Source organism: Pontibacter sp. SGAir0037, from assembly GCF_005491705.1.
In the GTDB taxonomy this organism is placed as follows: Bacteria; Bacteroidota; Bacteroidia; order Cytophagales; family Hymenobacteraceae; genus Pontibacter.
Map to the genome: position 1 here is coordinate 5,165,755 of NZ_CP028092.1, position 23,866 is coordinate 5,189,620.

The following is a 23,866-nucleotide window of genomic DNA, read 5'->3' on the forward strand; positions in this document are numbered from 1 at the left end:
AGGTATACAGTATGCGGGCGGTACATAAAATATATGTCTGTTAAATATACCTTTGGCATAATATTTATGATGTTGTAACGTAGAGATTGTTGAATTTGAAATCAGTATAAGGATGAACAAACTAACAAAATGGATCATGGTGCTGTGCCTGGCAACAGTTTCGTTTGGAGTACAGGCACAATCGCAACTGGAACAGGATTTAGCCGATCTGCGATCCTGGTTAAATCGCAAAGCTAACCAGGGTGACAGTTTAACGCGTGCCGAATGGCCTGCCATTAAGCGCGAGTACAACGTCAGGACAGAAAACCTGGACCGACGTGTAAATCAGTTTTCTGAAAAATCGAAAGAAGAATACAAGGAGCTGAAGGCGCAGTACCGGGCTTGGGAAGAAGAGCGGGAGGGCAGCTATGGGCAACCGCTGAACCGGGAGGAGGCAACAAAGTGGGAGCTTGAGCTGGCAGGAAGAACAGATCTGAAGCAGTTAAAAGCGAACCAGATGCGGGATGTGTGGGTAAAATTTATGGATGAAGTAAGGGCTAAACGTACAAACTGGAGCCTGCGCGACTGGGACTATGCCGAACATGTTTACAGAGAATTAAGCGATCGAAAGCAGGAAGTGCTGGATAACATGTCTAGTGGTGATAAGATAAAAGTGGCTGCCCTGCAAGTTGAGTTTAACACACTCCGCAAAAGCCGCGATGCCAAGGATAAGTTTCAGCAAATGCGCGAGAACAGGTAATAATTGTTTAGTAAGGTATAAAAAACTTAGCCCCAGCTAAACTATTAGCTGGGGCTAAGTTTTTTATACCTTAAATAGCATTCTGGCCTTTTGTGCCTCCAGATTGCTCCGGGTTGCTGTTACGCCCCTGGTTTGGGCTTTTGTCTTTTTGTTGATCACTTAAGCTACGGTTCTGCCCGCTGTCATGCCTGTTTTCCGGCTGAGGATTTCTTTGCTCGTTCCTGTCCTGGTTGTGTCCCTTCGTCATAGCTTTCTTATTTTAATTAGTACATGTTTTAGGTTTACGGTAAACAAGAAGGGGCGTTAATAAGCGGGTGTGGATAAGTGGTGGGTAAATGGATGACGAGTGTCAGTTTTCATCAATTAAAAAAGACTTACTTTTGTAGCGAATTACCAAATACTCTTTACAATGCATATTGCAATCGTTGGCAACATTGGGGCTGGCAAAACCACACTTGCGTCTAAGCTGGCGCAACACTTTAAATGGGATTTATACCTGGAGGCTGTTGATAATAACCCTTACCTGAAGGATTTTTATGAGGATATGGAGCGCTGGGCTTTTCACCTGCAGGTTTTCTTTCTGAACAGCCGATTTTCGCAGGTAAGGCAGATACAAAGCAATAACCGCAGTGTAATACAGGACCGCACCATTTATGAAGATGCTCATATATTTGCGAAAAACCTGCATCAGTCAGGTCTGATGAGCACCCGCGATTATGAGAATTACTTCGATCTGTTTCAGTCGATGATCAGTATGGTAAAGGCTCCTGACCTGATGATTTACCTGAAGGCGGATCTCCCTAAGCTGATCGGGCAGATTGAAAAGCGCAACCGTGATTATGAGAGCAGCATCAGTATAAACTACCTGCGCAACCTGAACGAGCATTACAACAGTTGGATGGGAAGTTACGACCAGGGCAAGAAGCTGGTAATTGATGTAAACAACATGGATTTTGTAGCCAATCCGGAAGATTTAGGCTCTATAATCGAAAAGATACAGGGCGAGCTTTTTGGCTTATTTTAGCCTTTTACCTGCTTCATTTATTAGCCGCTGCCACACACCTGCAAAGGTTTGGCAGCGGTTTTTTGTTATAGCGCTTTTAATGAATGAATCCTATTCTAAGCATCAAAGGAAGCCAGTCCACCAGAAATTGTTAAATTTGTGTTATTATAACAATTTTCGCCTTTGCGATTAAATTTTATGCGTCACTTTGCCTTAACCTTATTTTTGCTCTTTGCTATGAGTGTGCCTGCCTGGGCCCAGCAGATCAGCATTGTGTTAGGAAAAAGTTCGTTGCCGATCAATCAATACTATAAAATATCGGTGCGCCTCCAGGATCAGCAGCTTAAGGAGTATAGTCCTTTCCCTGAGATTGAGGGGTTTAAGAAAAGCAATAAATACTCTGAAACGCAAACTATTATTACAGGCGGAAAAACCACAACCATTCTTACTGTTACGCAGAACTATGCCGCATTAGATGAAGGGACTTTTGAGTTGAAGCCTTTCAGTATGAAAGTAAACGGGCAAACAGTACAATCGCAGGGAGCTGATATTAAAATACTACCGATGACAAACGGTGGTACTCCAGGTGCCGATACACCAGATCTGATAGCGCAGCAGGAGGAAAGTGAACTGGCAAAAGGGCCTATGGAGTTTGTGGATGAAGACGACAATGCTTTTCTGACTTTATCAACTTCTAAAAATGAGGTGTTTGTGGGAGAAGGTGTGGGTATCGCACTTTACTTTTACCTGGCAAACGAGGATCAGCGTCTGCTGGATTTTTATGATTTTCAGAATCAGATAGCAGGTATCATCAGGCAGCTGAAACAGCAGAATGTATGGGAAGAAGCGTTCGAAATGCCCGAAATAATACCTGAAAATGTTACCATCGAGCAGAAGCCTTACCTGCGATTTAAGCTGTATGAGTCGGTGCTGTATCCGATTAACACCGAGGATATCAGGTTTCCGCAGCTATCGCTTCGCATGATCAAGTATAAGGTAGCAAAGAATCCGAACCTCCTGACCGAGGACAGGCAGGAGGGGTTTAAAACATTCTATGCGCGAGAGCGGGTGATAAAGGTAAAAGAACTGCCGCCTCATCCGCTTCGGGATATAGTACCAGTTGGGAGTTACACGCTAAAGGAAAGTCTTCCGAAGAAGAGGGTGAAGGTAAATAGAAGCTTTACTTATCTTTTCCAGATCGAAGGAGAGGGGAATCTTTCGGCTATTATGTATCCTAACCCAACACCACCGCCTATGCTGGAGCTCTACCCACCCGATTTGCGGCAGGATGTCACAAGGCGTTCCGGGCATGTAAGAGGCGCAAAAAGCTTTGTTTATACGGCCCTGGCCAGAGAACCAGGTGAGTATAACCTGAATGAGGTGTTGGAGTGGGTTTACTTCGACCCCGAGCGGGCCACCTACGACACATTGCGGGCCACCGGAATAATTACAGTAACCGGCGAAAGCGATACAGATGCATTGATTTTATCAAGAGACTTAGGCTCTTTTTATAATATTATCGAAAACGAAGATGCTTCTTTGGTAAGTTTGCATACTTTCGATGAAATTAGGCGATATACCAATATTATCTTGGCTATATTGCTGGCTGTTTCTACTGTTGTGTTTATCAGAAATAAAAAAGCATGAGCAATTCATACGGAAAAATATTCCGCATTACTTCTTTTGGCGAATCCCATGGGGCAGCTGTAGGCGTGATCATAGATGGTTGTCCGGCAGGTCTGGAAATTACTACTGAAGAGATTCAGCATGCCCTGGACCGCCGCAGGCCAGGACAATCTAAGATTACCACACCCCGAAAAGAAGAAGATAAAGTAACGATACTTTCAGGCATTTTTGAAGGGAAAACATTAGGGACTCCTATTGCCATGGTGGTGAACAACAAAGACCAGGCAAGTAAAGATTATAACCATATAGAGCAGGCTTTCAGGCCTTCTCATGCAGATTTTACCTATACTGCCAAATACGGGCATCGTGACCACAGAGGCGGAGGACGTAGTTCTGCCCGTGAAACGGTAGCCCGTGTGGCTGCGGGAGCCCTGGCTGCTAAACTTCTGGAGCAGCAGGGGATCAGCATCAGGGCTTATGTATCACAGGTAGGAAACATTAAACTGCAGAAGCCTTATACAGAACTAGACCTGAGCCAGATAGACTCGAATATCATTCGTTGCCCCGATGGCCAGACTGCTTCCCGTATGATCGGGCTGGTGGAGGAAGTGCGCGATAGTTTGGATACTATCGGAGGGGTTGTAAGCTGTGTGATACAGGGTGTTCCCGTAGGCTTAGGCGAACCTGTTTTTGACAAGATGCATGCCGAGCTCGGTAAAGCTATGTTAAGTATTAATGCGGTGAAAGGTTTTGAGTATGGCAGTGGCTTTGAGGGTGTGCGAATGCGCGGATCGGCTCATAACGATCAGTTTTATACGGATGAAGCAGGCACTGTTCGTACGCGTACGAACCATTCGGGAGGCATACAAGGTGGCATTTCCAATGGTCAGGATATTTACTTTAATGTAGCCTTTAAACCTGTAGCCACTATTCTGCAGCCACAGCAGACGATAAATGCTTCCGGCGAAGATATTACTTTACAAGGCAAAGGCCGTCACGATCCCTGTGTATTGCCACGCGCTGTACCTATCGTAGATGCTATGGCGGCATTGGTACTGGCGGATTTCCTGTTAAGGCAGCAGGCCAATAAAGTACAGTAAAAGCATAAAGGATTTCCACCGGAGCCTGTCTCCCTTATACAAAAAGAAGCCCCTGCAATTAAATTTGCAGGGGCTTCTTTTTGTATTGTATAAGCTTTTTACTGATATCGTATCTGAATGTCGTACGTGTATCCTAGTACTACCAGCATACACGTACGACATTTGAGTTAAAATAATCTCAGATGCACCACCAGGAACCATACCATTACCAGGATTGGCAGCAGGAATGGTATAGAGTAACGCAGAATATAAGCGAAGAAAGATGGCATTTTAATACCTGCACTTTCAGCAATGGCCTTCACCATAAAGTTAGGTCCGTTACCAATATAAGTAAAGGCGCCAAACAGTACGGCAGCCAGAGAAATGGCTTCCAGCTGAACCAGGGTGTCTAACCCTGCCACGGAGGTGCCTTCTGCAAAATGCCTTACATCTACCACACTGTTCTGAGATAATTCAAACTTGGCCATACCCAACGACAGGAAGTTGGCATAAGTAGGGGCATTATCCAGGAAGCCTGATAAAGAACCAGTAGCCCAGTACAGGAAGTTTGGTGTTATGTATTGGGCATAAGCCGGAGAAGAAGCGATTTCAGCTGATAACTGTAAAGCAGGCATCATGGTAAAGAATATCCCAAAGAAGAGGAAAACCACTTCCAGAATCGGGTGAAAATTAAAGTGATTACCTGCCAAAGCTGTTTTGCTCGAAAAGCGGAAACAGAAGAAAGCAGCTGTGAGTTGTATTACTTCACGCAGATAAGAAAACTTATTGCCATCGTAGAAGATATGCGGCAGGCCATCAATTACATTCGGGTCCAGGAAAATAGCGGCAATAATAACTGCCAGCCAGAACAAGTTACGCTTGCCTGTAAAGTGGAATTCTGTTTTAGCATCGTTCTTTTCCACTACTTCAGGGCGTGGAGTAAAAGCAGTTTCTTTGTTTCGGCTGTCTACCAGGAAGAATAACAGGCAAAGCAGGCCGATGGATAGTATCCAGGGAATGAAAAGGTGTTGTAAAGTCCAGAAGAAGGGCACCCCTTTTAAGAAGCCTATGAACAGTGGCGGGTCACCCAGAGGAGTTAAAAGCCCACCGGCATTACTTACAATAAAAATGAAGAAGATGATCTGGTAGGGCTTAATACGATGGTTGTTTAGTCGTATAAATGGCCGGATCAGCAAAAGAGAGGCACCTGTAGTACCAATCAGGTTGGCCAGCACGGCACCTACAGCCACTAAAGCCACATTCATCAGCGGCGTGGCTCTGGCATTTACGTTTAAGTAAATACCACCTGCTGCTATGTAAAGCGAACTCAGCAAAACAGCAAAGGAAGCATACTCAAAGAAGGTGTGAATTGGCATATGCACATCGTGCAGGATAAACAGGTAGTACGCCAATACGGTTAGCCCAAGTGTGATAGCTACTTTTTTGTAGTTGTGCTCCCAGAAATGACCGAATAAAACCGGGCCACTGGCAATCATCCCGATCAGGATAAGAAATGGTATAATCAGAAAGCCAGGTACAGCTGGATGCTGGGCTTGCGCCAACATAATGTAGTTGTAAAGCATGTTAAACGTGCGGTGTTAGTCAGTACAAAAATTTAACTGCAGCGCAAAGTTACATTTTCTGGCCTAAAAAGCTACTATAAGTTCTGTATATACAGCTTAGTACAGGTGAATTGCAAATGGCTACGTATTTACCATATGGTGGGACAGCTGTAGAAAAACATTTTACCCTTTGATTTAAAACAACTTGAATTGATTCCGGTACTTATTTGTTAGAGTACTGTAGGTGCATGCGTTACAACATGTCAGAATAATTGCCTAATTTTGTAGACTTTAAGACATAGTCATAAGTTTTAATTTTAAACGAGATATCGTCATGATAGAAAATAAAGAAAAGACAGTTTCGGTATACGCAGAAGCAAACCCGAATCCTGAATCAATGAAGTTTGTGATGAACGTTTCCCTTTTACCGGAAGGGCAAAGTGTAGATTATCCGAACCTTGAAAGTGCTTTAGAGTCGCCACTGGCGCAGGAGCTTTTCAACTTTGATTATGTTTCCAGAGTTTTTATTGCCAGCAACTTTGTAACAGTTACGAAGAGTGCCGACATTGAGTGGGTAAAACTAATCCCGGAACTCCGTACCTTCCTGAAGTCTTACATTGAGGCTGGTGGTCCGGCATTTAACGAAGGCTTTGATGCCAGCAAATTAAGTGCAGGCAATGCAGCAGAGGCTTCTGGTGAAGTTTCTGAAGAAGATGCCGTTATCACAAAGAAAGTAATTGATCTCCTGGAGAACTATGTTCGTCCGGCTGTTGAGCAGGATGGGGGCAACATTACATTCAAGTCTTATAAAGAAGGTGTGGTAACTGTATTTTTACAAGGTTCTTGCAGTGGTTGCCCTTCTGCTACTGTAACTCTGAAATCCGGTATCGAAAACCTGCTGAAGCGCATGGTGCCAGAAGTAACAGAAGTAGTTGCAGATGGCGTTACGATCTAATTGAATCGTTTTTCATAAAAAAGGGGCTGCTCCGGATCCGGAGCAGCCCCTTTTTTGTACCTGTTAGCAGGGTGTGGTGCCTGAGGTTTAGAAAAATCTGATCCAACACAAAGAGGCTGCCTGCATCAGATAGCCTCTTTGTGTTGGATCCACCTGAGTGGTATAGCTTATCGTGCCTGCTGCACTACTTTGGCTGAAGCTACTGGCGCTTTGTCTTCTTTAACAGTATCAACTACAATCGGAGTAGCGATAAACAGGGAAGAGTAAGTACCAAATACTACACCAATAATCATAGCCAGAGAGAAACCTCTTAACACTTCACCGCCAAATATAAACAGCACCACTACCACTAGGAATAAGGTTAAGGATGTGATGATGGTACGGCTGAATGTGCTAATAAGAGCTGGGTTCACTACATCTTTAATAGCAGATTTTGGATTATCGCTCATGTACTCGCGTACACGGTCGAAAATTACCACGGTATCGTTAATAGAGAAACCAATGATAGTAAGCACCGCAGCTACAAACACCTGATCGATCTCGTAAGAAACACCAACCAGATCCAGGATAGAGAACACAGCGATGATCATAAGCGCATCGTGCAGCAAGGCTACCACGCCGCCTAAGCTAAACTGCCACTTTCTGAAACGGATCATCACATACAGGAAGATTCCGATCAGTGCTAATGCCATAGCCACCAGGGAAGTGTTCTGAATGTCATCGGCCATTGTTGCACCTACTTTAGAAGAACTTACTACATTCGGGTTCAGGTTGCTGTATTGCGCCAGGCCTTGCTCCAGGGCAGTTCTTACCTTCTCATCCGCCTGAATGCTTTCATCATCTGCCAGGTAGCTGGTAATTACCTTTAATCGGTTTGTGCCGCCAAAAGTTTTTACTTCAGTACCCGCAGACTGGAAATCATCTACCAGGGCAGAGCGAAGGTCTGAAGCCGGAACAGCCTGATCGAAGTCAATTACATAAGAGCGACCACCCGCAAAGTCTACACCCAGGTTCGGGCCACCGTTAATATACATCGCTACAAAACCGAATACCAGTATAGCTAACGAGAAAGCATAAGCAGGTTTTCTGTACTTCATAACATCAAATTTAATGTTACGGAACATCTTGCCTGATAAAGCTGTACCAAATGAAAGTTTGCCGCTCTTTCTGAAAGCATTCTCTACAAAAAGCCTTGAAATATAAACAGACGTAAAGAAGGAGGTAACAATACCAATCATCAGGGTAATGGCGAAGCCTTTTACCGGGCCTGAGCCGAAGTAGTACAGGATAAAGCCAACAATGAAAGTAGTTACGTTCGCATCCAAGATAGTAGAGAAAGCCTTTTCGTAGCCTTTGTTGATGACCTCGCGCATGCTGAAGCCTTTCAATGATTCCTCACGCATACGTTCGAAGATCAGTACGTTCGCATCCACGGCCATACCTAACGTAAGCACGATACCCGCAATGCCAGGCAGGGTAAGCGCTGCGCCAAACTGTGCTAAGATACCCAGGATAAAGAACACGTTGAACACCAACGCTAAGTCGGCAATGAAACCACCACGAGAGTAGTAAGCAATCATGAAGATAACTACAATTACCAGACCGGCAATGGTAGAAAGCAAGCCCTGGTTAATGGCCTCCTGGCCCAGCGAAGGACCTACGATGGCCTCTTCGATGATACGGGTAGGGGCCGGCATCTTACCCGCCTTCAGGATGTTGGCAAGGTCTTTCGCCTCTTCCACGGTGAAGTTGCCGGAGATGGAGGAGTTGCCGCCTGTGATCTCGCCCTGCACCACCGGAGCAGAGTACACGTAGTTGTCCAGCACGATGGCGATCTGGCGGTTGATGTTGTCGCCTGTCAAACGGGCCCACTTCTTGGAGCCGTTCGGGTTCATGGCCATGCTGATTTCAGGGCGTCCGTTCTGGTCGAAGTCCTGGCGGGCATCGTTGATAGCGTCACCGGACAGTGGGGCCTTCCCGTCACGCCCTTTTTTGATGGCGTACAGCTCTGCGAACTCTTGGCGGTTGCCGCCCTGCACGGGCTTCACGCTCCACAAAAACTTCATGTTGGGAGGGAAGATGGCACGAACCTCTGCTCTTCCTAAAATCTCGTTTACCTTGGCCGTGTCGCGCACGTTTGTGCCGAAGCCACCTGGCAGCGGAACGAACAGGCGGGCCAGAGCGCTGCTTTGTGCGTTGGCAAGAGAGTCCAGGCCATTGGCAGCGGAATCAGTAGAAGCTGCCGTTTGGCCCGCCTGCGCAAGACCCGTGGAATCGGTAGCGGCAGCCTGCGCCAGCACATCATCGGCGCCGTCTGTTTTAACTGTTGCGTTAGGAGTAGCACCCTGCGTTAAGGGATCTTTCTGGTCTGCAGTGCCCAGGTTCAGCTTGCCGGCTTTCTCCTGCTGTGCCAGGTACTCGTTTAGTTGTAAAAAGTAAGGGGTGAACTCGTCCGGCGTCCATACTTCCCAGAACTCCAGGTTGGCCATGCCCTGCAGCAGGCGGCGCACACGCTCCGGGTCGTCTACGCCCGGCAGCTCGATCTGGATACGGCCATCGCCACCGTTACCCGATAGGCGCTGGATGTTCGGGTTCGTAACACCGAATTTATCGATACGGGTGCGCAGGATGTTGAAAGAGCGGTCTACAGCATCGTTAACTTCCTGATCGATCACATCGATTACTTCAGCGTTGCTTGACTCGTAGCTGATTCTGCCTCTGTTGGCAGAGTTTGAGAAAATACGGCTTAAGCGACCGTTTGGCTCCACCTCGCGGTAGGCCTCAGCAAACAGGGTGGTAAATTTTTCCTGGCTGTTTTTCTGTAGCTCCTGCGCACGGGCAAGGGCCTTTACAAAGTTAGGGTCTTTGCTGTTGCCTGACATAGAACGGATAATCTCTACAGGAGAAACTTCCAGCACCACGTGCATTCCGCCTTTCAGGTCAAGGCCAAGGCCTAATTCTTTTTCTTTGATTTCCTGGTAAGTAAAACCTACGAACACAGGTTCCTGGCGAACAGAGTCGAGGTACGCTTGTCGTTTAGCGCGGTCTACATTGCCTTGTGCATCTGTTGCATAGGCTTCAGCATCCTTTTCTACACGACTGGCAACAAAGGAAAATGACAGGAAGAAGAGGCAAAGTGCCCCTACCAGCGCTGTCAGAACAATAATGGCTGTTTTGTTACGCATTGTTGATTTTAAAATGTATTAATTAAAAAGGTTGATTTTCAACAGTAAACCAGCTGCATACTGTGCAACTGTTAATCACGGTGTTGTTGTTCCGTGACGGGTAAAATTTCTTAGATAAATTTTGGGGCTGGTTAACTTCTGGCCTGCCTGCCGGCAAGCCAGAAAAGGTTGATCCGGTTATAAAGCCGGATAGAAGAAATAGTTAACCTATGGAAGGAGATACAGCCTAGGGGGCGTTGGGCTGTATGGTAATCGGGAAAAGCTGTGCAATAAAACCTGCGCCGGGAGCCCTGGCACTATAGGCAGGCAGCGCTTCGTCTTTAACAGGCGCAAAGGGCGGTAATGGCGTTGGCAGTACCGCCTGGTGCAGGTTTAAAGCTACAAAAGAAGTAGTAGCTTCTAAAGATACCTTTTGTTTAACTACAGCTTTCTTCTCTGCTGGCGCAGTAGCCAGTTTGGAAGCCTCTTTTTGCGGAGATCCTTTAGCCGGAGAACTATAGGCAACCACCTCCTGGCCATTGAGCATCAGCGCCCAAAGCAGGGTAACAGACATCATCAAATGCCTGAAATGGTTGAATATGTTCTTCGTTTTTGGCATGTTTAACTGCAAATGTAAAGTCTTTCTCCTAAAAATAAAATCTTTAGCGATTTATATCAATAAAGCGTTTGATGTCGTGCTTCTTACCGATCAGGATCAGGATGTCAGAAGGATAGATAACAGTATCCGCTTTGGGTACGCCAATGATATGCTCTACCTGTGTTGGTTTCCCGTCCTGTATCTCCTCAAAGAAACGCTTGATTGTGATCATGTTCAGGTTATACTTTTCTCTAAGCGAAATCTTTGCCAGGTTTTTGTTGGCAATACCGCGCGGGGTATTAATCTCTACAATTTCATAATTGTCTGGCAGGGGCAGGAACGTACGTATGCTAGGCTGCAGCAGGCGTTCTGCCACGGTTCTGCCTACCTCGCCCTCAGGAGAAAGGATTTCGTGTACGCCCATTTTTTCCAGGATGCGGCGCTGCTGCTTGTTAGAAGCCCTGGTAATCACACGCTTTATATTAAGTTCCTGTAAGTTGGCGGTTGTGATCAGCAGTGCCTCAAAATCTTCGCCTATAGCCACAATTACAGCATCCATGTCCTGGATGTTCTGTGCTTCCAGTGCCCTGATGTCGGTAGCGTCCAGTGCTACGGCATAAGCAACCTCATCTTTGATAGCTTCTACATGGTCTTCGCTATTGTCGATAGCCAGTACCTCCGCACCTCGTTCCGCAAGTGTACGTGCAATAGAGTTGCCGAATATACCCAGACCAATTACAGCAAATTTATGCCTCATGATGCTTTAATCTTAGAATTCAAGAACGTCGTAAGCACCTCCAGCCCGCGCTCAAAATGATTGTTGTTCGGGATGATGATGTCTGCATCGTTTTTATATGGCTTAATGTATTTTTCGTATGTAGGGGCTACATGGTGTGTGTAGCGGTAAAGCACATCGTCGAGGTCGTAACCGCGTTCTATTTTATCGCGCACGATCCGGCGCTGCAATTTAATATACTCTTTGGCATCAATGTATACTTTCAGGTCCAATTGTTTGGCAATCTCTTCGAAATAAAATACAAAGATACCCTCTACCACTACAATTGGTGCCGGCTTAAACTCCAGTTGCTTTGGTACTACATTAGGGTTGTTAAACGTATATTCGGTGCGGTAAATGGTTTCTCCTTCGCCTAATCTTCTCAGATCTTCGGCATAAGCATCATCATCAATGCAGGAAGGAAGGTCAAAATTTACGACTCCGTTCGCGTCGCGTGTTTGTAATTCGCGTGATTTATAGTAGTTATCCTGCGAGATCAGGCAAATGTTCTCAGGGGCAAACGATGCGAGTAGCTTATTCAAAAAAGTGGTTTTTCCTGAAGCACTACCTCCTGTTATTCCGACGATATATGGCTTTTGCATTGGAAGCTATGGTTTCAGGCTACAAAATTATACTTTTTCAAGTAAACTATCCAGCAGTGCAAGAATAATTTTAGCCTCAGCTGTTTCTTTTCAGAAAGGCAACCAGTTTTCTGATGGCTTTCCCTCTGTGGCTGATGATATTCTTTTCTTCGGTGCTCATTTCGGAAAATGTCCGGTCGAAACCTTCGGGTATAAAAATAGGATCATAGCCAAAACTCTGGTTGCCGTTCCAGAATTTAGTAATCTGCCCGTTTACAATACCTTCAAACTGATGTTCTTCCCCGTTCAGGAAAAGCGTGATAAACGTGCGGAAGCGGGCGCTGCGGTCTTTCTTCTCTTCCAGGTTCTTTAGTAACAGTTCCATATTATCGGTGTCGCTGCGTTGCGGGCCGGCATACCGGGCAGAGTATACGCCAGGCTCATGATGCAAAGCGGCAACTTCTAAGCCTGTATCGTCGGCGAAGCAGTTAACCCCATATTTCTCCCACACATACTGTGCCTTTTGCCGGGAATTTCCTTCCAGTGTATCCTGTTCTTCGGCTAATTCTTCGTGGCAGCCAATATCTTCCAGCGTCAGGAGTTTGTACTTGCCTTCCAGCATCTGGCTTACTTCGTTCAGTTTTTTTCGGTTATTGGTAGCAAAGCAGAGTTCTGTCATAGGAGAATGTTAATGTGCTGATGTGCTAATGTGGTAATTTGCTAATGGGTTAATGTGCTATGATTAAAAAAGTAGAATTTTTATGCCGATGAAGGATTGTTTGTAAGGGTATTATACCTTTTGCAGTTTTGGTTCCAGGTATAGTGCCACCAAAAGGCACTGCCTGTAATGTATACGCAAGCCCTGAGTAGAAACTTATAAGTGAAGTAGGTACTGGTAAAGCCTGATTCAAATAAATTAAATGCCTCGGATATAAATGCGAAAATAAAGCCGCATGCTATTCCTTTCAGAATGTAAACCGTTCTTCCTTTTTGTTGTGTCTTAGCCCAGGCCTTTAAAAATTTCTGATCGTGAATGTGCATAAGCTGGCGTGTTGATTTAATGTAAATATGCTGCCACCTCGTTTTCTTTCAGCACAACCGCCACATGCTCGCCTAAGGTAGTGGCCAGCGAATAGCCTGTATAGGTAGCTGATACAGGAAATAAGGTGTGGTGGCGGTTTACTAAAGTGGCAATTTCTACTTTTTTAGGGTTGTAAGGCAGAAATGTATTTAATGTATAGGCCAGGGTTTTGCCCGTATTAAGTACGTCGTCCACTATAATGATGGTTTTGTTTTCCAGGTTGTCTGACGAGGGCAGCACTTCAACCGGCTTTTCGAGTGGAGAGCTTTTATCGAGCGTTACGCTTAGCAGGCTTACTTCTTTATCTGAGATGGTTTGCAGCTGTTGCAGCAGCATTTCGGCCAGTATATACCCATTTTCCTGAATACCTGCTAATACCAGAGCCTGTTCTTCAAAGTTTTGCTCATATATTTCATAAGCCATACGAGTAACTTTCTGCTGAATCTGTGTTTTGTCGAGGATCAGCGTTTGATGTGGATGTGTCATGCTTTTAAGGCGAACGTATAATGGTGTAAACTGCAGCTCGAAGGCCGAAGCAAATTTAGCAGATTATTTATAGGAGATGCAGATTTTGGCTTTGATGTAAAATTATTTGGTTGATAGGCTTTTAATTTAAAATAAATCCTTAAATTTGCAGTCCGATTGAGAATTAAGGTTAATTAACGTTTATAATAATGAAAAAAGGCATTCACCCAGAATACAGAGAGGTGGTTTTCCAGGATATGACGAGTGATTACAAATTTATCACACGTTCTACCATGACTTCTAACGAAACTATCACTATGGAAGACGGTAAAGAGTATCCTGTAATCAAAGTGGAGGTTTCTTCTGCTTCTCACCCATTCTATACTGGTAAAAACATCTTCGTTGATACTGCTGGTCGTGTGGAGAAATTCAACAAGCGTTATCAGAAAAAATAACCAAAGCTTTTTGGTTAAAGTACCCCAACATCAAAGTCTTCTCGTAATTTTCGGGAAGACTTTTTTATTTTTGCCTTCATGAACATTATTTTATTTGATGATCCTGAAATCCGCCCGTTGCTGCTCCCTTTTACCTTTACAAGGCCGGTAGCTGAGATACGGGTAGGTATAAAAACCATCACAGAGAAATGGCAGGCTTACATGGGTGCGCCTGTTTCTTTCTTAACACAAGCCTATCTTCAGAAGAAATACCAGGCCCATACCGGGGCACATACTATTTACATTAACGGAGCTGTTTGCCCTGATGTAAACCTGGTAAGAAGTATAAGAGAACTGAGTGCAGGAGAGGCTATCTACCAGAACGATACACTGCTTGCCTATCATGCAGCGCAACCGGAGCCAATTTCGCTGGAAGAGTTGCCACAGCTTCCGGTAAAGCGGAGGCATGAAATTAGTGGAGTAACTATAGTGCGGGAGTTGTGGGAAATTTTCCTGTTTAACGGACAGCAGATCCGCCACGACTTTAAACTTGTTACCGCTGGCCGGAAAAGCGAGCCAATTGCAGATAAGCATACCATTGTTTATAACGAAGCTGATATTTTTATTGAAGAAGGTGTAACCATACGGGCTGCAGTTCTAAATGCCGAAAATGGCCCCATCTACATTGGCAAAGATGCCCAGGTAATGGAAGGAGCCGTTATTCGCGGTCCTTTTGCCCTGGGCGAAAGCAGCCAGGTAAGTATGGGAGCTAAAATCAGGGGAGATGTTACGGTAGGGCCATTTTCGAAAGTAGGCGGCGAGGTAAGTGCTTCTGTTATTTTCGGATACACCAACAAGGGGCACGAGGGGTATTTAGGTAATTCAGTGCTGGGAGAGTGGTGTAACCTGGGAGCAGATACCAATACCTCTAACCTGAAGAACAACTATGCAGAGGTAAAGATATGGAGCCACGCCAAAGGCAGTTTCAGAAATACAGGACAGCAATTCTGCGGCCTGATGATGGGCGACCACAGCAAATGTGGCATCAATACCATGTTTAACACGGGAACAGTGGTAGGTGTAAGTGCCAACATTTTCGGGGCAGGATTCCCGCGCAACTTTGTGCCTTCTTTTTCGTGGGGCGGAGCAGCAGGCTTTGAAACCTTCCAGATACGCAAGGCTTTTGAAGTAGCCGAAAAAGTGTTTGGTCGCCGCAGCAAAGATCTAGACGAAGTGGAAAGAGCTATCTTAACCGAGGTATTTAACCAGACGCAGCAGTACCGGGTATGGGAGAAAGGTTTGGTATAATAGGTAGTGAAGTTAAGCTCTGAGGGAAAGTTATACATGACCCGTTTTTAATTCATACATTTCTAATTTCTAATTATTTCAGCATTGTTTTTCTCACAAATAACAGGTCATCAGGAAACGAAGCAGCTTTTGTTAAAATCGGTGCAACACAACCATGTGGCGCATGCGCAACTGTTTCTGGGGCAGGAGGGAAGCGCTAACCTGGCTTTGGCGCTGGCTTATGCAACGTATATCAACTGCGAGAATAAACAACCTGACGATTCGTGTGGTGCATGTAACAGCTGTGTGAAGATGAACAAGCTGGTACACCCCGACTTTAACTTTGTAATGCCTGTTACCAGCACCAAGTCCGTTACAAAAGATGTGCTCAGCCAGAAATTTTTAAATGAGTGGCGGGAGTTTGTGCTGGCAAATCCGTACCAGGGGCTGAACGAGTGGATGCAACACATAGGAGCTGAGAACAAGCAGGGAATGATTTCGAAGGAAGAAAGCAGGCAACTGGTAAAGCTGGTTTCGCTAAAGGCCTTTGAGGGAGACTATAAAATTGTAGTTATCTGGCTACCGGAGCTGATGCATTCTGCGGCAGCCAATGCTCTCCTGAAACTACTGGAAGAGCCGCCAGCCAAAACATTGTTTTTACTGGTTTCGCAGTCGGCAGAGAAGCTGCTGGCCACAATTACTTCCCGCACCCAAATTGTGCAGGTGCGTGCCTTTACAGAGCAGGAGGTGATAGCGTACCTGCAGGAAAGCTATAAACTGGACGAGGCGGCAGCCTATCAGGTGGCGCAACTGGCAGAAGGCAGCCTGAATGCAGCAGTTAAACTTACGTCAGAAGTCAGCAGCGATTATTTTACCTTCTTCACCGACTGGATGCGGCATTGCTATTCGTATAAATTTGCAGATGTGGTAGATATGAGTGAGAAGTTTCAGACGCTAGGACGGGAGAACCAAAAGAACTTCCTGCTATATGCACTTAATCTCTTCCGTAAAGTGATGCTCTTTGGTATAGATGCCTCTATGATTACCTATCTGCCGCCGAACGAACTCGATTTCGTACAAAAGTTTTCCAAAGTAATTACCCATGCCAATGCCGGACAACTGGCGGAGGAACTGAACGAGGCGCATTATCATATTGAACGGAATGCAAATCCAAAGATGGTTTTTGTCGACAGCTCTATACAGATAGCCGGCTATTTGAGAAACAGTCGCTAGGAATTAGTTGAATTATAAATTAAAAATTATGAAGTAGAAATTATTTCTATGGATCATTTTACCTCCACTTTAACATAGTTTGGCATTTTTAAATAAAAGTGACTAGGTACTCCTCTCAAATTAAGAAGGCATTGGTACCTTACATCTGACAGCCTGAGATAGCTTATTATAGATGAATTAGTAGCACATCAGCACATTATTAAATTAGTACATTAACTACATGACATCGGCGAAAACAATACATATAGGAACAAGGGGTAGTAAACTGGCCCTGTGGCAGGCAAATGCTGTAGCAGATAAGTTGCAGACAGCAGGATTTGCCACCGAAATCGTGATTATCAGTACCAAAGGCGACCTGGTGCTGGATAAATCGCTGGATAAGATCGGTTCAAAAGGTGTTTTCACAGAAGAGCTGGAAGTCAGCCTGCGCGATGGCAGCATTGATATAGCGGTGCACAGCGCCAAAGATGTGCAGTCTAGCATACCGGACGATCTGGAACTGATTGCTTTTATGGAGCGGGAGGAGGTAAACGATGTTATCCTTTCTTTTGATAAAAACTTTAAACTGGAGCGGGACAGCAAAGTAGTAATTGGCACTTCCTCTACCCGCAGAAAGGCGTTGTTAAAGAAATACTATCCGAACGTTACAACTGCAGAATCTAGAGGGAACCTGCAAACACGGTTGCAAAAGCTGGAGAATAAGCAGTTCGATGCGCTTATGCTGGCTTATGCAGGTGTTATCCGGATGGGATATGATAATCTGATTGTGCATACGTTCCCGGCTGATGAATTTATACCGGCAACAGGGCAGGGTAGTGTGGCCGTGGAATGTGCAAAAAACCTGGATGTGATCCTGAAGCAGGGCATTAAAGAGGCGCTTGATCATCCGCAAACGCACGTATGCCTGGTGGCAGAAAGGGCCTTTCTAAGAACAATGGAAGGTGGTTGCAGCATTCCTTCTTTTGCGCTTGCTACGCTTAAAAACGAAAATACAGTAAGTATACAAGGCGGCATTGTGAGCCTGGACGGGCAGCAGTTTTTGTCAGAAGCATTTGAGGCCCCTTTACAGGATGCAGAAGCCATGGGCGTGCGATTAGCCAATACGATTTTAGAGCGTGGTGGCGATAAAATTTTGAAGGAGATCAGGGAGCAACGCAGCTAAGCCTGCTGAAAGAGCATCCGTATTTCACAAATAATCCCTATGTCCTGGTTTAAACAGCTAAGGCATAGGGATTATTCTTTTAACTTGCTGTTTAAACATGCTCTAAATTTGGAATACAGCAAAAAAAGGCAAAACTTAAAGTTTCATTTCAGATTCACCAGACAATATGTTGAGAAAACATACTTTTAAACCCTTTAGCATTACTTTTCTTCTCCTGCTACTATCAACGCTGGCAGGCTATGCGCAAAAGCTTAAAGGCAGAGACCAATTAGTAACTATCACTACTTCACAAGGCGAAATAAGGCTTATCTTATTTGATGACACACCACTTCATAAAGCGAATTTCCTGAAACTTGCCAAAGAAGGCTTTTACAATGGCACCACGTTTCATCGTGTTATTGATGGATTTATGATACAGGGAGGAGACCCTAACTCGAAAGACGGTGATCCGGCGAATGATGGCAGCGGTTCTCCGGGCTATACTGTACCTGCCGAAATCCTGCCGAAATACAAACACCAGCGAGGGGCCGTGGCAGCAGCCCGTATGGGAGATAATGTAAACCCGCAGAAGGCTTCGAGTGGCAGCCAGTTTTATATTGTAGAAAATCATAGCGGCACACCGCACCTGGATCAAGCTTATACCGTATTTGGGCAGGTAGTAGACGGGCTAGATGTAATTGATAAAATTGCAGAACAGCCAAAAGACGGAAGAAACAGGCCGCTGGAGGATATCAAAATGACGGTAAAGGTGGAGCGAATCAGGAAAAAGAAAATAGCCAGGAAGTTTGACTATACCTACAACAGCTGATTTTTTAAGAAAAACGTCTACCTGAAAGGGGAAAATCAGCTTTATATTTTACCAGAGCACCACCTAAACATACATGAAAAAAATTCTAATTACAGGATCTAATGGCCTGCTGGGCCAAAAGCTGGCAGAACTGCTTTTGCCTAACCCGGAGATCGAGCTGCTGGCTACCAGCAGGGGCGAAAACAAACTGGCTGCCTTATTCCCAACCTTGCCTTTCGCCTCTATGGATGTAACCGATCAGGCACAGGTAGAGCAGGTGGTAAGCCGGTTTCAGCCGACACATCTTATCCATACCGCTGCCATGACCAATGTAGATCAGTGTGAGTCTGATCGGGAGGGGGCTCTGAAATTAAACCGGGACGCAGTGCAGTACCTGGTGGATGCCTGTGAAAAGTACCATGTGCACCTTATTCATGTGTCTACTGATTTTATCTTTGATGGGGAAGACGGCCCTTATACCGAAGAGGCAGCGGCCAGTCCTGTTAACTACTATGGGGAAACAAAGCGTTTAGCCGAAGAAGTAGTAAAAAGCGCATCCTGCAGATGGGCCATTCTGAGAACGGTGCTGGTATATGGCGTTGCCCACGACTACGGCCGCACCAATATCGTGCTTTGGGTACGTGATAGCTTAAGGGCCGGAAAAGTGATTAAAGTAGTTGAAGACCAGTTCAGAACACCTACCCTTGCTGAAGATCTGGCGATGGGCTGCTGGCTGGCGGCTAAGCACGATGCAGAAGGAATATTTAATATATCCGGAAAAGAAATGCTTACGCCATACCAAATGGCGATGCAGGTGGCCGATTATTTTAACCTGGACAAAGGTCTGATCGATAAAGCCGACGAAACTACGTTTTCGCAGCCTGCCCGGAGACCTCCTAAAACAGGTTTTATTATTACGAAAGCCGAAACTCAGCTGGGGTATGCGCCGCGAAGCTTTATGGAGGGCATCCGAATAGTAGCAGAGCAGGCAGAGGCTTTGTAAATTTCTGCTGCTATACCCAGCTAAATTGAAGCTACATAAGCCGAAACATTAAAAATATAGAATTTAATATGGCTTAGTCAGATGCATTTTTTAAATTGGAAGCTTAAAATTTTATAAACTATACAAACTAATCTAAACTAAACTACTTCTACCTGATTTATGAGTGCTAACAAAGAGTCTTGGGGTTCACGTGTGGGTCTCATCTTAGCCATGGCTGGTAATGCAGTAGGCCTTGGAAACTTCCTTAGGTTTCCGGTGCAGGCTGTGCAGAACGGAGGTGGCGCCTTCATTATTCCCTACCTGGTTTGCTTCTTAGTAATGGGAATTCCCCTGCTTTGGATTGAATGGTCGATGGGGCGTTTCGGTGGAAAGTTCGGACACCACTCTACTCCTTTTATTGTTGATACCATGGGCAAAAACCGCCTCTGGAAATATATTGGCGTATTTGGTATCTGGACAAATATTGCTGTGGCAGCTTATTACTGCTATTTAGAATCCTGGACACTTTCATACATGTTCCATTCTATAGGCGGCACTTTCAGCGGACTCGACCAGGATGGAGTGGCTGCTTTTTTTGGGGAATATGTAAGCCTTGGCAGATCTACTTTTGGCATTCCGTATGAGCCAATTGTCTTCTTTGTTATTTGCCTGCTGCTGAATACCTGGATTCTTTCGCAGGGCTTGGCTAAAGGGGTAGAGCGCGTTGCTAAAATCGGTATGCCGATGCTTATCATCTTTGGTGCATTTCTGGCCTTTAAGGGTTTTACAATTTCAGCTGGTGAAAATGGAGCTATCAACGACAGTTCTGTAGGCCTTAACTTTTTGTGGACTCCTCAGTTCGATAAATTATGGTCGCCTACCGTATGGCTGGCTGCTGCCGGACAGATTTTCTTTACTCTATCGGTAGGGATGGGTACGGTGCATTGCTATGCCTCCTATGTTCGCTCTAAAGATGATATAGCACTAAATGCGATGTCGGCTGGTTGGATGAACGAGTTTGTGGAGGTTGTGTTAGGAGGCGCCATTCTTATTCCGATCTCTATCGGTTATTTAGGTATAGACCGCGTAACAGAAATGGTACAGAGCGGTGGCCTTGGTTTAGGTTTCAGAACGTTGCCATACCTGTTTTACCAGTGGGGTGATTTTCTGGGGGCCTTGTCTGGCTTTATGTGGTTTGGTTTGCTGTTCTTTGCGGGCATTACTTCTTCCCTGGCCATGGGTACACCCTGGATAGGTTTCCTGCAGGATGAGTTTAACTGGAGAAGGAAATCAGCTGCCTGGTCTTTTGGTATTATTGTATTAGTATTGGGGATGCCAACCGTACTTTTCTTTAAGTATGGCGTGTTCGACGAGTATGATTACTGGGCAGGTACAGTTTCGCTGGTCGTGTTTGCTTTGCTGGAATCTATACTGTTTGCCTGGGTATTCGGCATGAACAAAGGCTGGCGAGAAATTACCTCCGGCTCTGATATTGACGTGCCGCTTATTTACCGTTATATCATCAAGTTCGTTACACCACTGTTGCTGCTGTGGGTGTTCCTGGGCTCTCTGTTTACACCAAAAGGCGGTGACTGGGGTGCTGCGCTAAGCGGGAACTGGGAACTGGATAACAGCTCTATCATTAAGAAAATCACAAATGCAGACTTAAAGGAAAAGCTGGCTGCAGCTACTTCGGCTGTGGATATTGAGTTATTGCAGGATACCTTGTTTTTTGTGAATGCCTCGCGTATCTTATTGTTGGCTGTTTGGATAATCCTGGCAGCTCTTGTATATACAGCGTATAAAAAAAGAGTTAGAGAAGGAAGAATTTAGGAAACTATGAATACATCTGCACTTGTTGTTATGCTTACCACGCTGTTGCTGGTAACAGGACTCATGATATATTTTTTCGCGAAGGTGCTGACTACACCTCCGAAACCCGAGCCTGACTCATACCTCGATAATGATGATGAGGACTTGAGGCAGCCTCAGTAACTTTAATTTTTTGAATGAAGAAAGTAAGACTTTGGATTCGCAGATACTTTGGTTTTTCACAGCGTGAGGTAAACGGGTTTTTAGGTCTGATCATTATTATGGTGCTGCTTATGGCAGCACCATTTCTATTTAAAGCCTTTCAGCAACCTGACTCGTTTCAGCAAAATGAGGCAGACAGGCAGCTGCTGGACAGCTTGGTTGCGCAGCTAGAGGCGAAACAGCCTGCCACAGGGCAGAGACAGTATGTGCTGCAAAAGCGGGAACTTCGGCCCTTTAACCCTAATGAACTTACGGTGGAGCAGTGGCAGGAACTGGGGCTGCCTAAATACATGGCCCAGCGCATTATCAACTATAGAAACAAGGTAAGCGACTTTACTTATAAGGCAGAACTGGGTAAAATTTACGGTTTGCCGGATTCTGTATTTCAACAGCTCTATCCTTTTATTACGTTGCCGGAAACCAGGCCTGGTCGTTCTGAGCCGCGACAAAGCCTGGCTGCTGCAACACCTTCTCCGGACAGGCCGGAGAGCAGGTACGCGAAGCGGGAGAAATTTGTACTGGCTCCTTTCAACATCAACACTGCCGATACAACTCAGCTGAAACAAATCAGAGGGATTGGCAGCAAGCTTTCGGCACGTATAGTTAAGTACCGCGATGGCCTCGGCGGCTTTCACACCCTGGCTCAGTTGCAGGAAGTGTACGGGCTCCAGCCGGAGGTGGTGGACAGCCTGCAGAAATACACGTTCGTACCTGATGTTTACGCTCCAAAGCAGTTTTCTGTAAACTCAGCCACTGCGGATGAGCTGAAGGCGCACCCATACATTACTTCTAATGTTGCCAGGGCTATAGTTGCTTACCGCGAACAGCACGGAGCTTATAAAAAGGTAGAGGATGTGCGCCAGGTAAAGCTGGTAACAGCCGAAGTATTCGAAAAGCTAAAGCCTTACCTGGCACTATAAAACGTGTATTGAACTGTTATCTGAAGTTCAGGCTTTTATTTTTCCTCAGAAAGAAATAGCCGGTAAATAGCAGCCAGATCTTCTTCTCCAAAACCTTTTTCTTTTGCCTGGGCATACAGCTCTTTGGTAGCCTGCAAAGAAGGTAGCGCTACATTCTGCTCATAAGCAGTAACGCTGGCCAGGTGCAGGTCTTTATGGGCCCACTCCAATGGGAACTGCGGAGAAAATTCGCGCTTTAGGATCTTGTCTTTCTTCAAGTTCAGGAAAGGAGCTGCTGCAGGCCCTCCCAGCAGTGTTTCGCAAAGCTTTTCTTCTGATATACCTAAAGCCGTGCCTAGTTTAAGGGCTTCGGCAAACGAAGCCATGGCTTGTGCCAGCATCATGTTATTAACCATTTTCATACTGGCACCTTGCCCGTGAGCTCCAACATGAACCGTTTCCTTTCCCATTACATTAAACAGCTCCTGCACCTGCTCCAGGTCTGCCGCATCGCCACCTATCAGAAAAATAAGTTCGCCTTTCTCTGCCGGAACCAGCGAGCCCGATACAGGTGCGTCTAAATAGCGTTGCCCCATCTTTTTGGCCTGGTGCGCCATCTTTATTGTAAAAGAAGGGTTTACTGTGCTGCAGTTTACCCAAAGCGAATTGCCGGGTAGTGCTTTCATAAAGCCATCGTTCCCGAAAGCTACTTCCTCTACAGCATCCGGCGTAGAAAGCATGGTAATTACCAAGCGGCAGGCTTTTGCTACTTCTTCCGGTGTTCCGGCTTTGGTAGCTCCCTGCTCAACCAGCTTATCTGCTTTTTGCTGCGTGCGGTTATAAACAACCAGTTCATGACCAGCCTGCTGTAAATTTGCCGCCATGCGGCTACCCATAATTCCTAATCCTATAAATCCTACTTTCATATTTTTCTTTCATAATGTGCCAGCAGTGCTTCTGCCGCTGCTACCACTTGTCGTTCACTTTTGAAAGATAGCAATTTCTTGGCTTCGTTTATCGATACCCAGCGCGCCTCGTTTACTTCCCAATCGTGGTTATGAGTATCTCCTGTTTTGTACCGTAGCAGGTAAAAATGAACCAGCTTATGAAATCGCACCTTTTTGTTTCCCTTGCTGCCAACATACCAGTACTCTATGGTCTCCAGCTTTTCCAGCAGCTCAGTTTCGATGCCTGCCTCTTCTTTTACTTCGCGTACTGCTGTTACTTCGGGAGTTTCACTAGAATCTACAATGCCTTTAGGTAGCTGCCAGCGCCTGTTTTCTCCAACAGAGATAAGCGCTATTGCTAGACCACTGTCAGAATGACGAAAAGCAACTCCTCCCGCCGAAACCTGTTCCTCTACAGGGAGCCTGGGACTATCCGGAAAAAGGCTGAGTTGCTTTGCAGGTTTCTGAGGCAT

General features: G+C 45.6%; 24 protein-coding genes. 14 read left to right on the forward strand and 10 right to left on the reverse strand.

Annotation, left to right across the window (positions count from 1 at the left end):
* The first annotated feature begins 112 nt into the window (after nt 1-112).
* Nucleotides 113-739 carry a DUF6565 domain-containing protein gene (locus C1N53_RS21440; protein ID WP_137761243.1) on the forward strand — a complete coding sequence of 209 codons (627 nt, stop codon included), beginning with the start codon at nt 113-115 and terminating at the stop codon, nt 737-739.
* 70 nt (nt 740-809) lie between these two features.
* On the opposite strand, the gene C1N53_RS22635 is transcribed toward C1N53_RS21440, so the two are convergent.
* Nucleotides 810-986, reverse strand: coding sequence for a hypothetical protein (locus tag C1N53_RS22635; protein ID WP_168194080.1), 177 nt, complete (start codon nt 984-986; stop codon nt 810-812).
* Nucleotides 987-1,148: 162 nt separating this feature from the next.
* On the opposite strand from C1N53_RS22635, the gene C1N53_RS21445 reads away from it, so the two are divergent.
* The 3 genes from C1N53_RS21445 to aroC all read left to right on the forward strand — a co-directional run bounded on the left by C1N53_RS21445 (nt 1,149) and on the right by aroC (nt 4,468).
* Nucleotides 1,149-1,763 (forward strand): deoxynucleoside kinase, encoded by a 615-nt coding sequence (locus C1N53_RS21445; protein WP_137761244.1) that lies wholly within the window; start codon nt 1,149-1,151, stop codon nt 1,761-1,763.
* A 177-nt stretch (nt 1,764-1,940) separates the two neighbouring features.
* Nucleotides 1,941-3,389: a BatD family protein gene (locus C1N53_RS21450; RefSeq protein WP_137761245.1), complete on the forward strand. Its 1,449-nt coding sequence runs from the start codon at nt 1,941-1,943 to the stop codon at nt 3,387-3,389.
* Complete coding sequence (gene aroC / locus C1N53_RS21455; protein ID WP_137761246.1) at nt 3,386-4,468, forward strand: chorismate synthase; 1,083 nt, start codon at nt 3,386-3,388, stop codon at nt 4,466-4,468. Before C1N53_RS21450 ends, aroC begins: the two co-directional genes overlap by 4 nt.
* A gap of 167 nt (nt 4,469-4,635) precedes the next feature.
* On the opposite strand, the gene C1N53_RS21460 is transcribed toward aroC, so the two are convergent.
* Nucleotides 4,636-6,030, reverse strand: a complete 1,395-nt coding sequence (locus C1N53_RS21460) for a sodium:proton antiporter (protein ID WP_137761247.1) — start codon at nt 6,028-6,030, stop codon at nt 4,636-4,638.
* Nucleotides 6,031-6,343: 313 nt separating this feature from the next.
* Between C1N53_RS21460 and C1N53_RS21465 the strand changes: the two genes are divergently transcribed.
* Nucleotides 6,344-6,964 carry a NifU family protein gene (locus C1N53_RS21465; RefSeq protein ID WP_137761248.1) on the forward strand — a complete coding sequence of 207 codons (621 nt, stop codon included), beginning with the start codon at nt 6,344-6,346 and terminating at the stop codon, nt 6,962-6,964.
* A 167-nt stretch (nt 6,965-7,131) separates the two neighbouring features.
* Here C1N53_RS21465 and secDF read toward each other — a convergent pair whose 3' ends face one another.
* The 6 genes from secDF to C1N53_RS21495 all read right to left on the reverse strand — a co-directional run bounded on the left by secDF (nt 7,132) and on the right by C1N53_RS21495 (nt 13,649).
* Complete coding sequence (gene secDF, locus C1N53_RS21470; protein ID WP_137761249.1) at nt 7,132-10,149, reverse strand: protein translocase subunit SecDF; 3,018 nt, start codon at nt 10,147-10,149, stop codon at nt 7,132-7,134.
* A gap of 226 nt (nt 10,150-10,375) precedes the next feature.
* Nucleotides 10,376-10,747, reverse strand: coding sequence for an RNA methyltransferase (locus tag C1N53_RS21475; RefSeq protein WP_240773327.1), 372 nt, complete (start codon nt 10,745-10,747; stop codon nt 10,376-10,378).
* A 43-nt stretch (nt 10,748-10,790) separates the two neighbouring features.
* The gene (locus tag C1N53_RS21480; protein WP_137761250.1) at nt 10,791-11,483 is read right to left on the reverse strand and encodes a TrkA family potassium uptake protein; all 693 of its coding nucleotides are present in this window, start codon (nt 11,481-11,483) and stop codon (nt 10,791-10,793) included.
* The gene (gene udk / locus C1N53_RS21485) at nt 11,480-12,103 is read right to left on the reverse strand and encodes a uridine kinase (RefSeq protein WP_137761251.1); all 624 of its coding nucleotides are present in this window, start codon (nt 12,101-12,103) and stop codon (nt 11,480-11,482) included. The genes C1N53_RS21480 and udk overlap by 4 nt, the downstream gene beginning before the upstream one ends.
* A 76-nt stretch (nt 12,104-12,179) precedes the next feature.
* Nucleotides 12,180-12,761: a non-canonical purine NTP diphosphatase gene (locus tag C1N53_RS21490; RefSeq protein WP_137761252.1), complete on the reverse strand. Its 582-nt coding sequence runs from the start codon at nt 12,759-12,761 to the stop codon at nt 12,180-12,182.
* A gap of 378 nt (nt 12,762-13,139) precedes the next feature.
* On the reverse strand, nt 13,140-13,649 hold the full coding sequence (locus C1N53_RS21495; protein WP_137761253.1) for a phosphoribosyltransferase family protein: 510 nt from the start codon (nt 13,647-13,649) through the stop codon (nt 13,140-13,142).
* 188 nt (nt 13,650-13,837) lie between these two features.
* On the opposite strand from C1N53_RS21495, the gene C1N53_RS21500 reads away from it, so the two are divergent.
* The 9 genes from C1N53_RS21500 to C1N53_RS21535 all read left to right on the forward strand — a co-directional run bounded on the left by C1N53_RS21500 (nt 13,838) and on the right by C1N53_RS21535 (nt 22,467).
* On the forward strand, nt 13,838-14,083 hold the full coding sequence (locus C1N53_RS21500) for a type B 50S ribosomal protein L31 (RefSeq protein ID WP_137761254.1): 246 nt from the start codon (nt 13,838-13,840) through the stop codon (nt 14,081-14,083).
* 78 nt (nt 14,084-14,161) lie between these two features.
* Nucleotides 14,162-15,370, forward strand: coding sequence for a GlmU family protein (locus C1N53_RS21505; RefSeq protein ID WP_137761255.1), 1,209 nt, complete (start codon nt 14,162-14,164; stop codon nt 15,368-15,370).
* 84 nt (nt 15,371-15,454) lie between these two features.
* A complete protein-coding gene (locus tag C1N53_RS21510; protein WP_137761256.1) occupies nt 15,455-16,582 on the forward strand; it encodes a DNA polymerase III subunit delta in 1,128 nt (375 codons plus the stop codon).
* A gap of 220 nt (nt 16,583-16,802) precedes the next feature.
* A complete protein-coding gene (hemC, locus tag C1N53_RS21515; RefSeq protein WP_137761257.1) occupies nt 16,803-17,744 on the forward strand; it encodes a hydroxymethylbilane synthase in 942 nt (313 codons plus the stop codon).
* Between the two features lie 166 nt (nt 17,745-17,910).
* Nucleotides 17,911-18,552 (forward strand): peptidylprolyl isomerase, encoded by a 642-nt coding sequence (locus C1N53_RS21520; RefSeq protein ID WP_137761258.1) that lies wholly within the window; start codon nt 17,911-17,913, stop codon nt 18,550-18,552.
* A gap of 73 nt (nt 18,553-18,625) precedes the next feature.
* On the forward strand, nt 18,626-19,534 hold the full coding sequence (locus C1N53_RS21525) for an SDR family oxidoreductase (RefSeq protein WP_137761259.1): 909 nt from the start codon (nt 18,626-18,628) through the stop codon (nt 19,532-19,534).
* 159 nt (nt 19,535-19,693) lie between these two features.
* Nucleotides 19,694-21,346, forward strand: a complete 1,653-nt coding sequence (locus C1N53_RS21530; RefSeq protein ID WP_137761260.1) for a sodium-dependent transporter — start codon at nt 19,694-19,696, stop codon at nt 21,344-21,346.
* Between the two features lie 6 nt (nt 21,347-21,352).
* Nucleotides 21,353-21,508 carry a hypothetical protein gene (locus C1N53_RS22640; protein ID WP_168194081.1) on the forward strand — a complete coding sequence of 52 codons (156 nt, stop codon included), beginning with the start codon at nt 21,353-21,355 and terminating at the stop codon, nt 21,506-21,508.
* Nucleotides 21,509-21,522: 14 nt separating this feature from the next.
* The gene (locus C1N53_RS21535) at nt 21,523-22,467 is read left to right on the forward strand and encodes a helix-hairpin-helix domain-containing protein (RefSeq protein ID WP_137761261.1); all 945 of its coding nucleotides are present in this window, start codon (nt 21,523-21,525) and stop codon (nt 22,465-22,467) included.
* Nucleotides 22,468-22,502: 35 nt separating this feature from the next.
* On the opposite strand, the gene C1N53_RS21540 is transcribed toward C1N53_RS21535, so the two are convergent.
* Nucleotides 22,503-23,372 carry an NAD(P)-dependent oxidoreductase gene (locus tag C1N53_RS21540; protein ID WP_137761262.1) on the reverse strand — a complete coding sequence of 290 codons (870 nt, stop codon included), beginning with the start codon at nt 23,370-23,372 and terminating at the stop codon, nt 22,503-22,505.
* Entirely contained in the window at nt 23,369-23,866 is a 498-nt protein-coding gene (locus C1N53_RS21545) for an NUDIX hydrolase (RefSeq protein WP_240773328.1), read from the reverse strand. Before C1N53_RS21545 ends, C1N53_RS21540 begins: the two co-directional genes overlap by 4 nt.

Bases quoted from the DNA above. Each gene is read 5' to 3' on its own strand.
- C1N53_RS21520 (WP_137761258.1), top strand. From the start codon at position 17,911: ATGTTGAGAAAACATACTTTTAAACCCTTTAGCATTACTTTTCTTCTC.
- C1N53_RS21445 (WP_137761244.1), top strand. From the start codon at position 1,149: ATGCATATTGCAATCGTTGGCAACATTGGGGCTGGCAAAACCACACTT.
- C1N53_RS22640 (WP_168194081.1), top strand. From the start codon at position 21,353: ATGAATACATCTGCACTTGTTGTTATGCTTACCACGCTGTTGCTGGTA.
- C1N53_RS21540 (WP_137761262.1), bottom strand. From the start codon at position 23,372: ATGAAAGTAGGATTTATAGGATTAGGAATTATGGGTAGCCGCATGGCG.
- C1N53_RS21535 (WP_137761261.1), top strand. From the start codon at position 21,523: ATGAAGAAAGTAAGACTTTGGATTCGCAGATACTTTGGTTTTTCACAG.
- C1N53_RS21525 (WP_137761259.1), top strand. From the start codon at position 18,626: ATGAAAAAAATTCTAATTACAGGATCTAATGGCCTGCTGGGCCAAAAG.
- secDF (WP_137761249.1), bottom strand. From the start codon at position 10,149: ATGCGTAACAAAACAGCCATTATTGTTCTGACAGCGCTGGTAGGGGCA.
- udk (WP_137761251.1), bottom strand. From the start codon at position 12,103: ATGCAAAAGCCATATATCGTCGGAATAACAGGAGGTAGTGCTTCAGGA.
- C1N53_RS21490 (WP_137761252.1), bottom strand. From the start codon at position 12,761: ATGACAGAACTCTGCTTTGCTACCAATAACCGAAAAAAACTGAACGAA.
- C1N53_RS21545 (WP_240773328.1), bottom strand. From the start codon at position 23,866: ATGCCTCAGAAACCTGCAAAGCAACTCAGCCTTTTTCCGGATAGTCCC.
- C1N53_RS21530 (WP_137761260.1), top strand. From the start codon at position 19,694: ATGAGTGCTAACAAAGAGTCTTGGGGTTCACGTGTGGGTCTCATCTTA.
- C1N53_RS21475 (WP_240773327.1), bottom strand. From the start codon at position 10,747: ATGCCAAAAACGAAGAACATATTCAACCATTTCAGGCATTTGATGATG.
- C1N53_RS21500 (WP_137761254.1), top strand. From the start codon at position 13,838: ATGAAAAAAGGCATTCACCCAGAATACAGAGAGGTGGTTTTCCAGGAT.
- C1N53_RS22635 (WP_168194080.1), bottom strand. From the start codon at position 986: ATGACGAAGGGACACAACCAGGACAGGAACGAGCAAAGAAATCCTCAG.
- C1N53_RS21495 (WP_137761253.1), bottom strand. From the start codon at position 13,649: ATGACACATCCACATCAAACGCTGATCCTCGACAAAACACAGATTCAG.
- C1N53_RS21480 (WP_137761250.1), bottom strand. From the start codon at position 11,483: ATGAGGCATAAATTTGCTGTAATTGGTCTGGGTATATTCGGCAACTCT.
- C1N53_RS21450 (WP_137761245.1), top strand. From the start codon at position 1,941: ATGCGTCACTTTGCCTTAACCTTATTTTTGCTCTTTGCTATGAGTGTG.
- C1N53_RS21440 (WP_137761243.1), top strand. From the start codon at position 113: ATGAACAAACTAACAAAATGGATCATGGTGCTGTGCCTGGCAACAGTT.
- C1N53_RS21460 (WP_137761247.1), bottom strand. From the start codon at position 6,030: ATGCTTTACAACTACATTATGTTGGCGCAAGCCCAGCATCCAGCTGTA.
- aroC (WP_137761246.1), top strand. From the start codon at position 3,386: ATGAGCAATTCATACGGAAAAATATTCCGCATTACTTCTTTTGGCGAA.
- C1N53_RS21505 (WP_137761255.1), top strand. From the start codon at position 14,162: ATGAACATTATTTTATTTGATGATCCTGAAATCCGCCCGTTGCTGCTC.
- hemC (WP_137761257.1), top strand. From the start codon at position 16,803: ATGACATCGGCGAAAACAATACATATAGGAACAAGGGGTAGTAAACTG.
- C1N53_RS21465 (WP_137761248.1), top strand. From the start codon at position 6,344: ATGATAGAAAATAAAGAAAAGACAGTTTCGGTATACGCAGAAGCAAAC.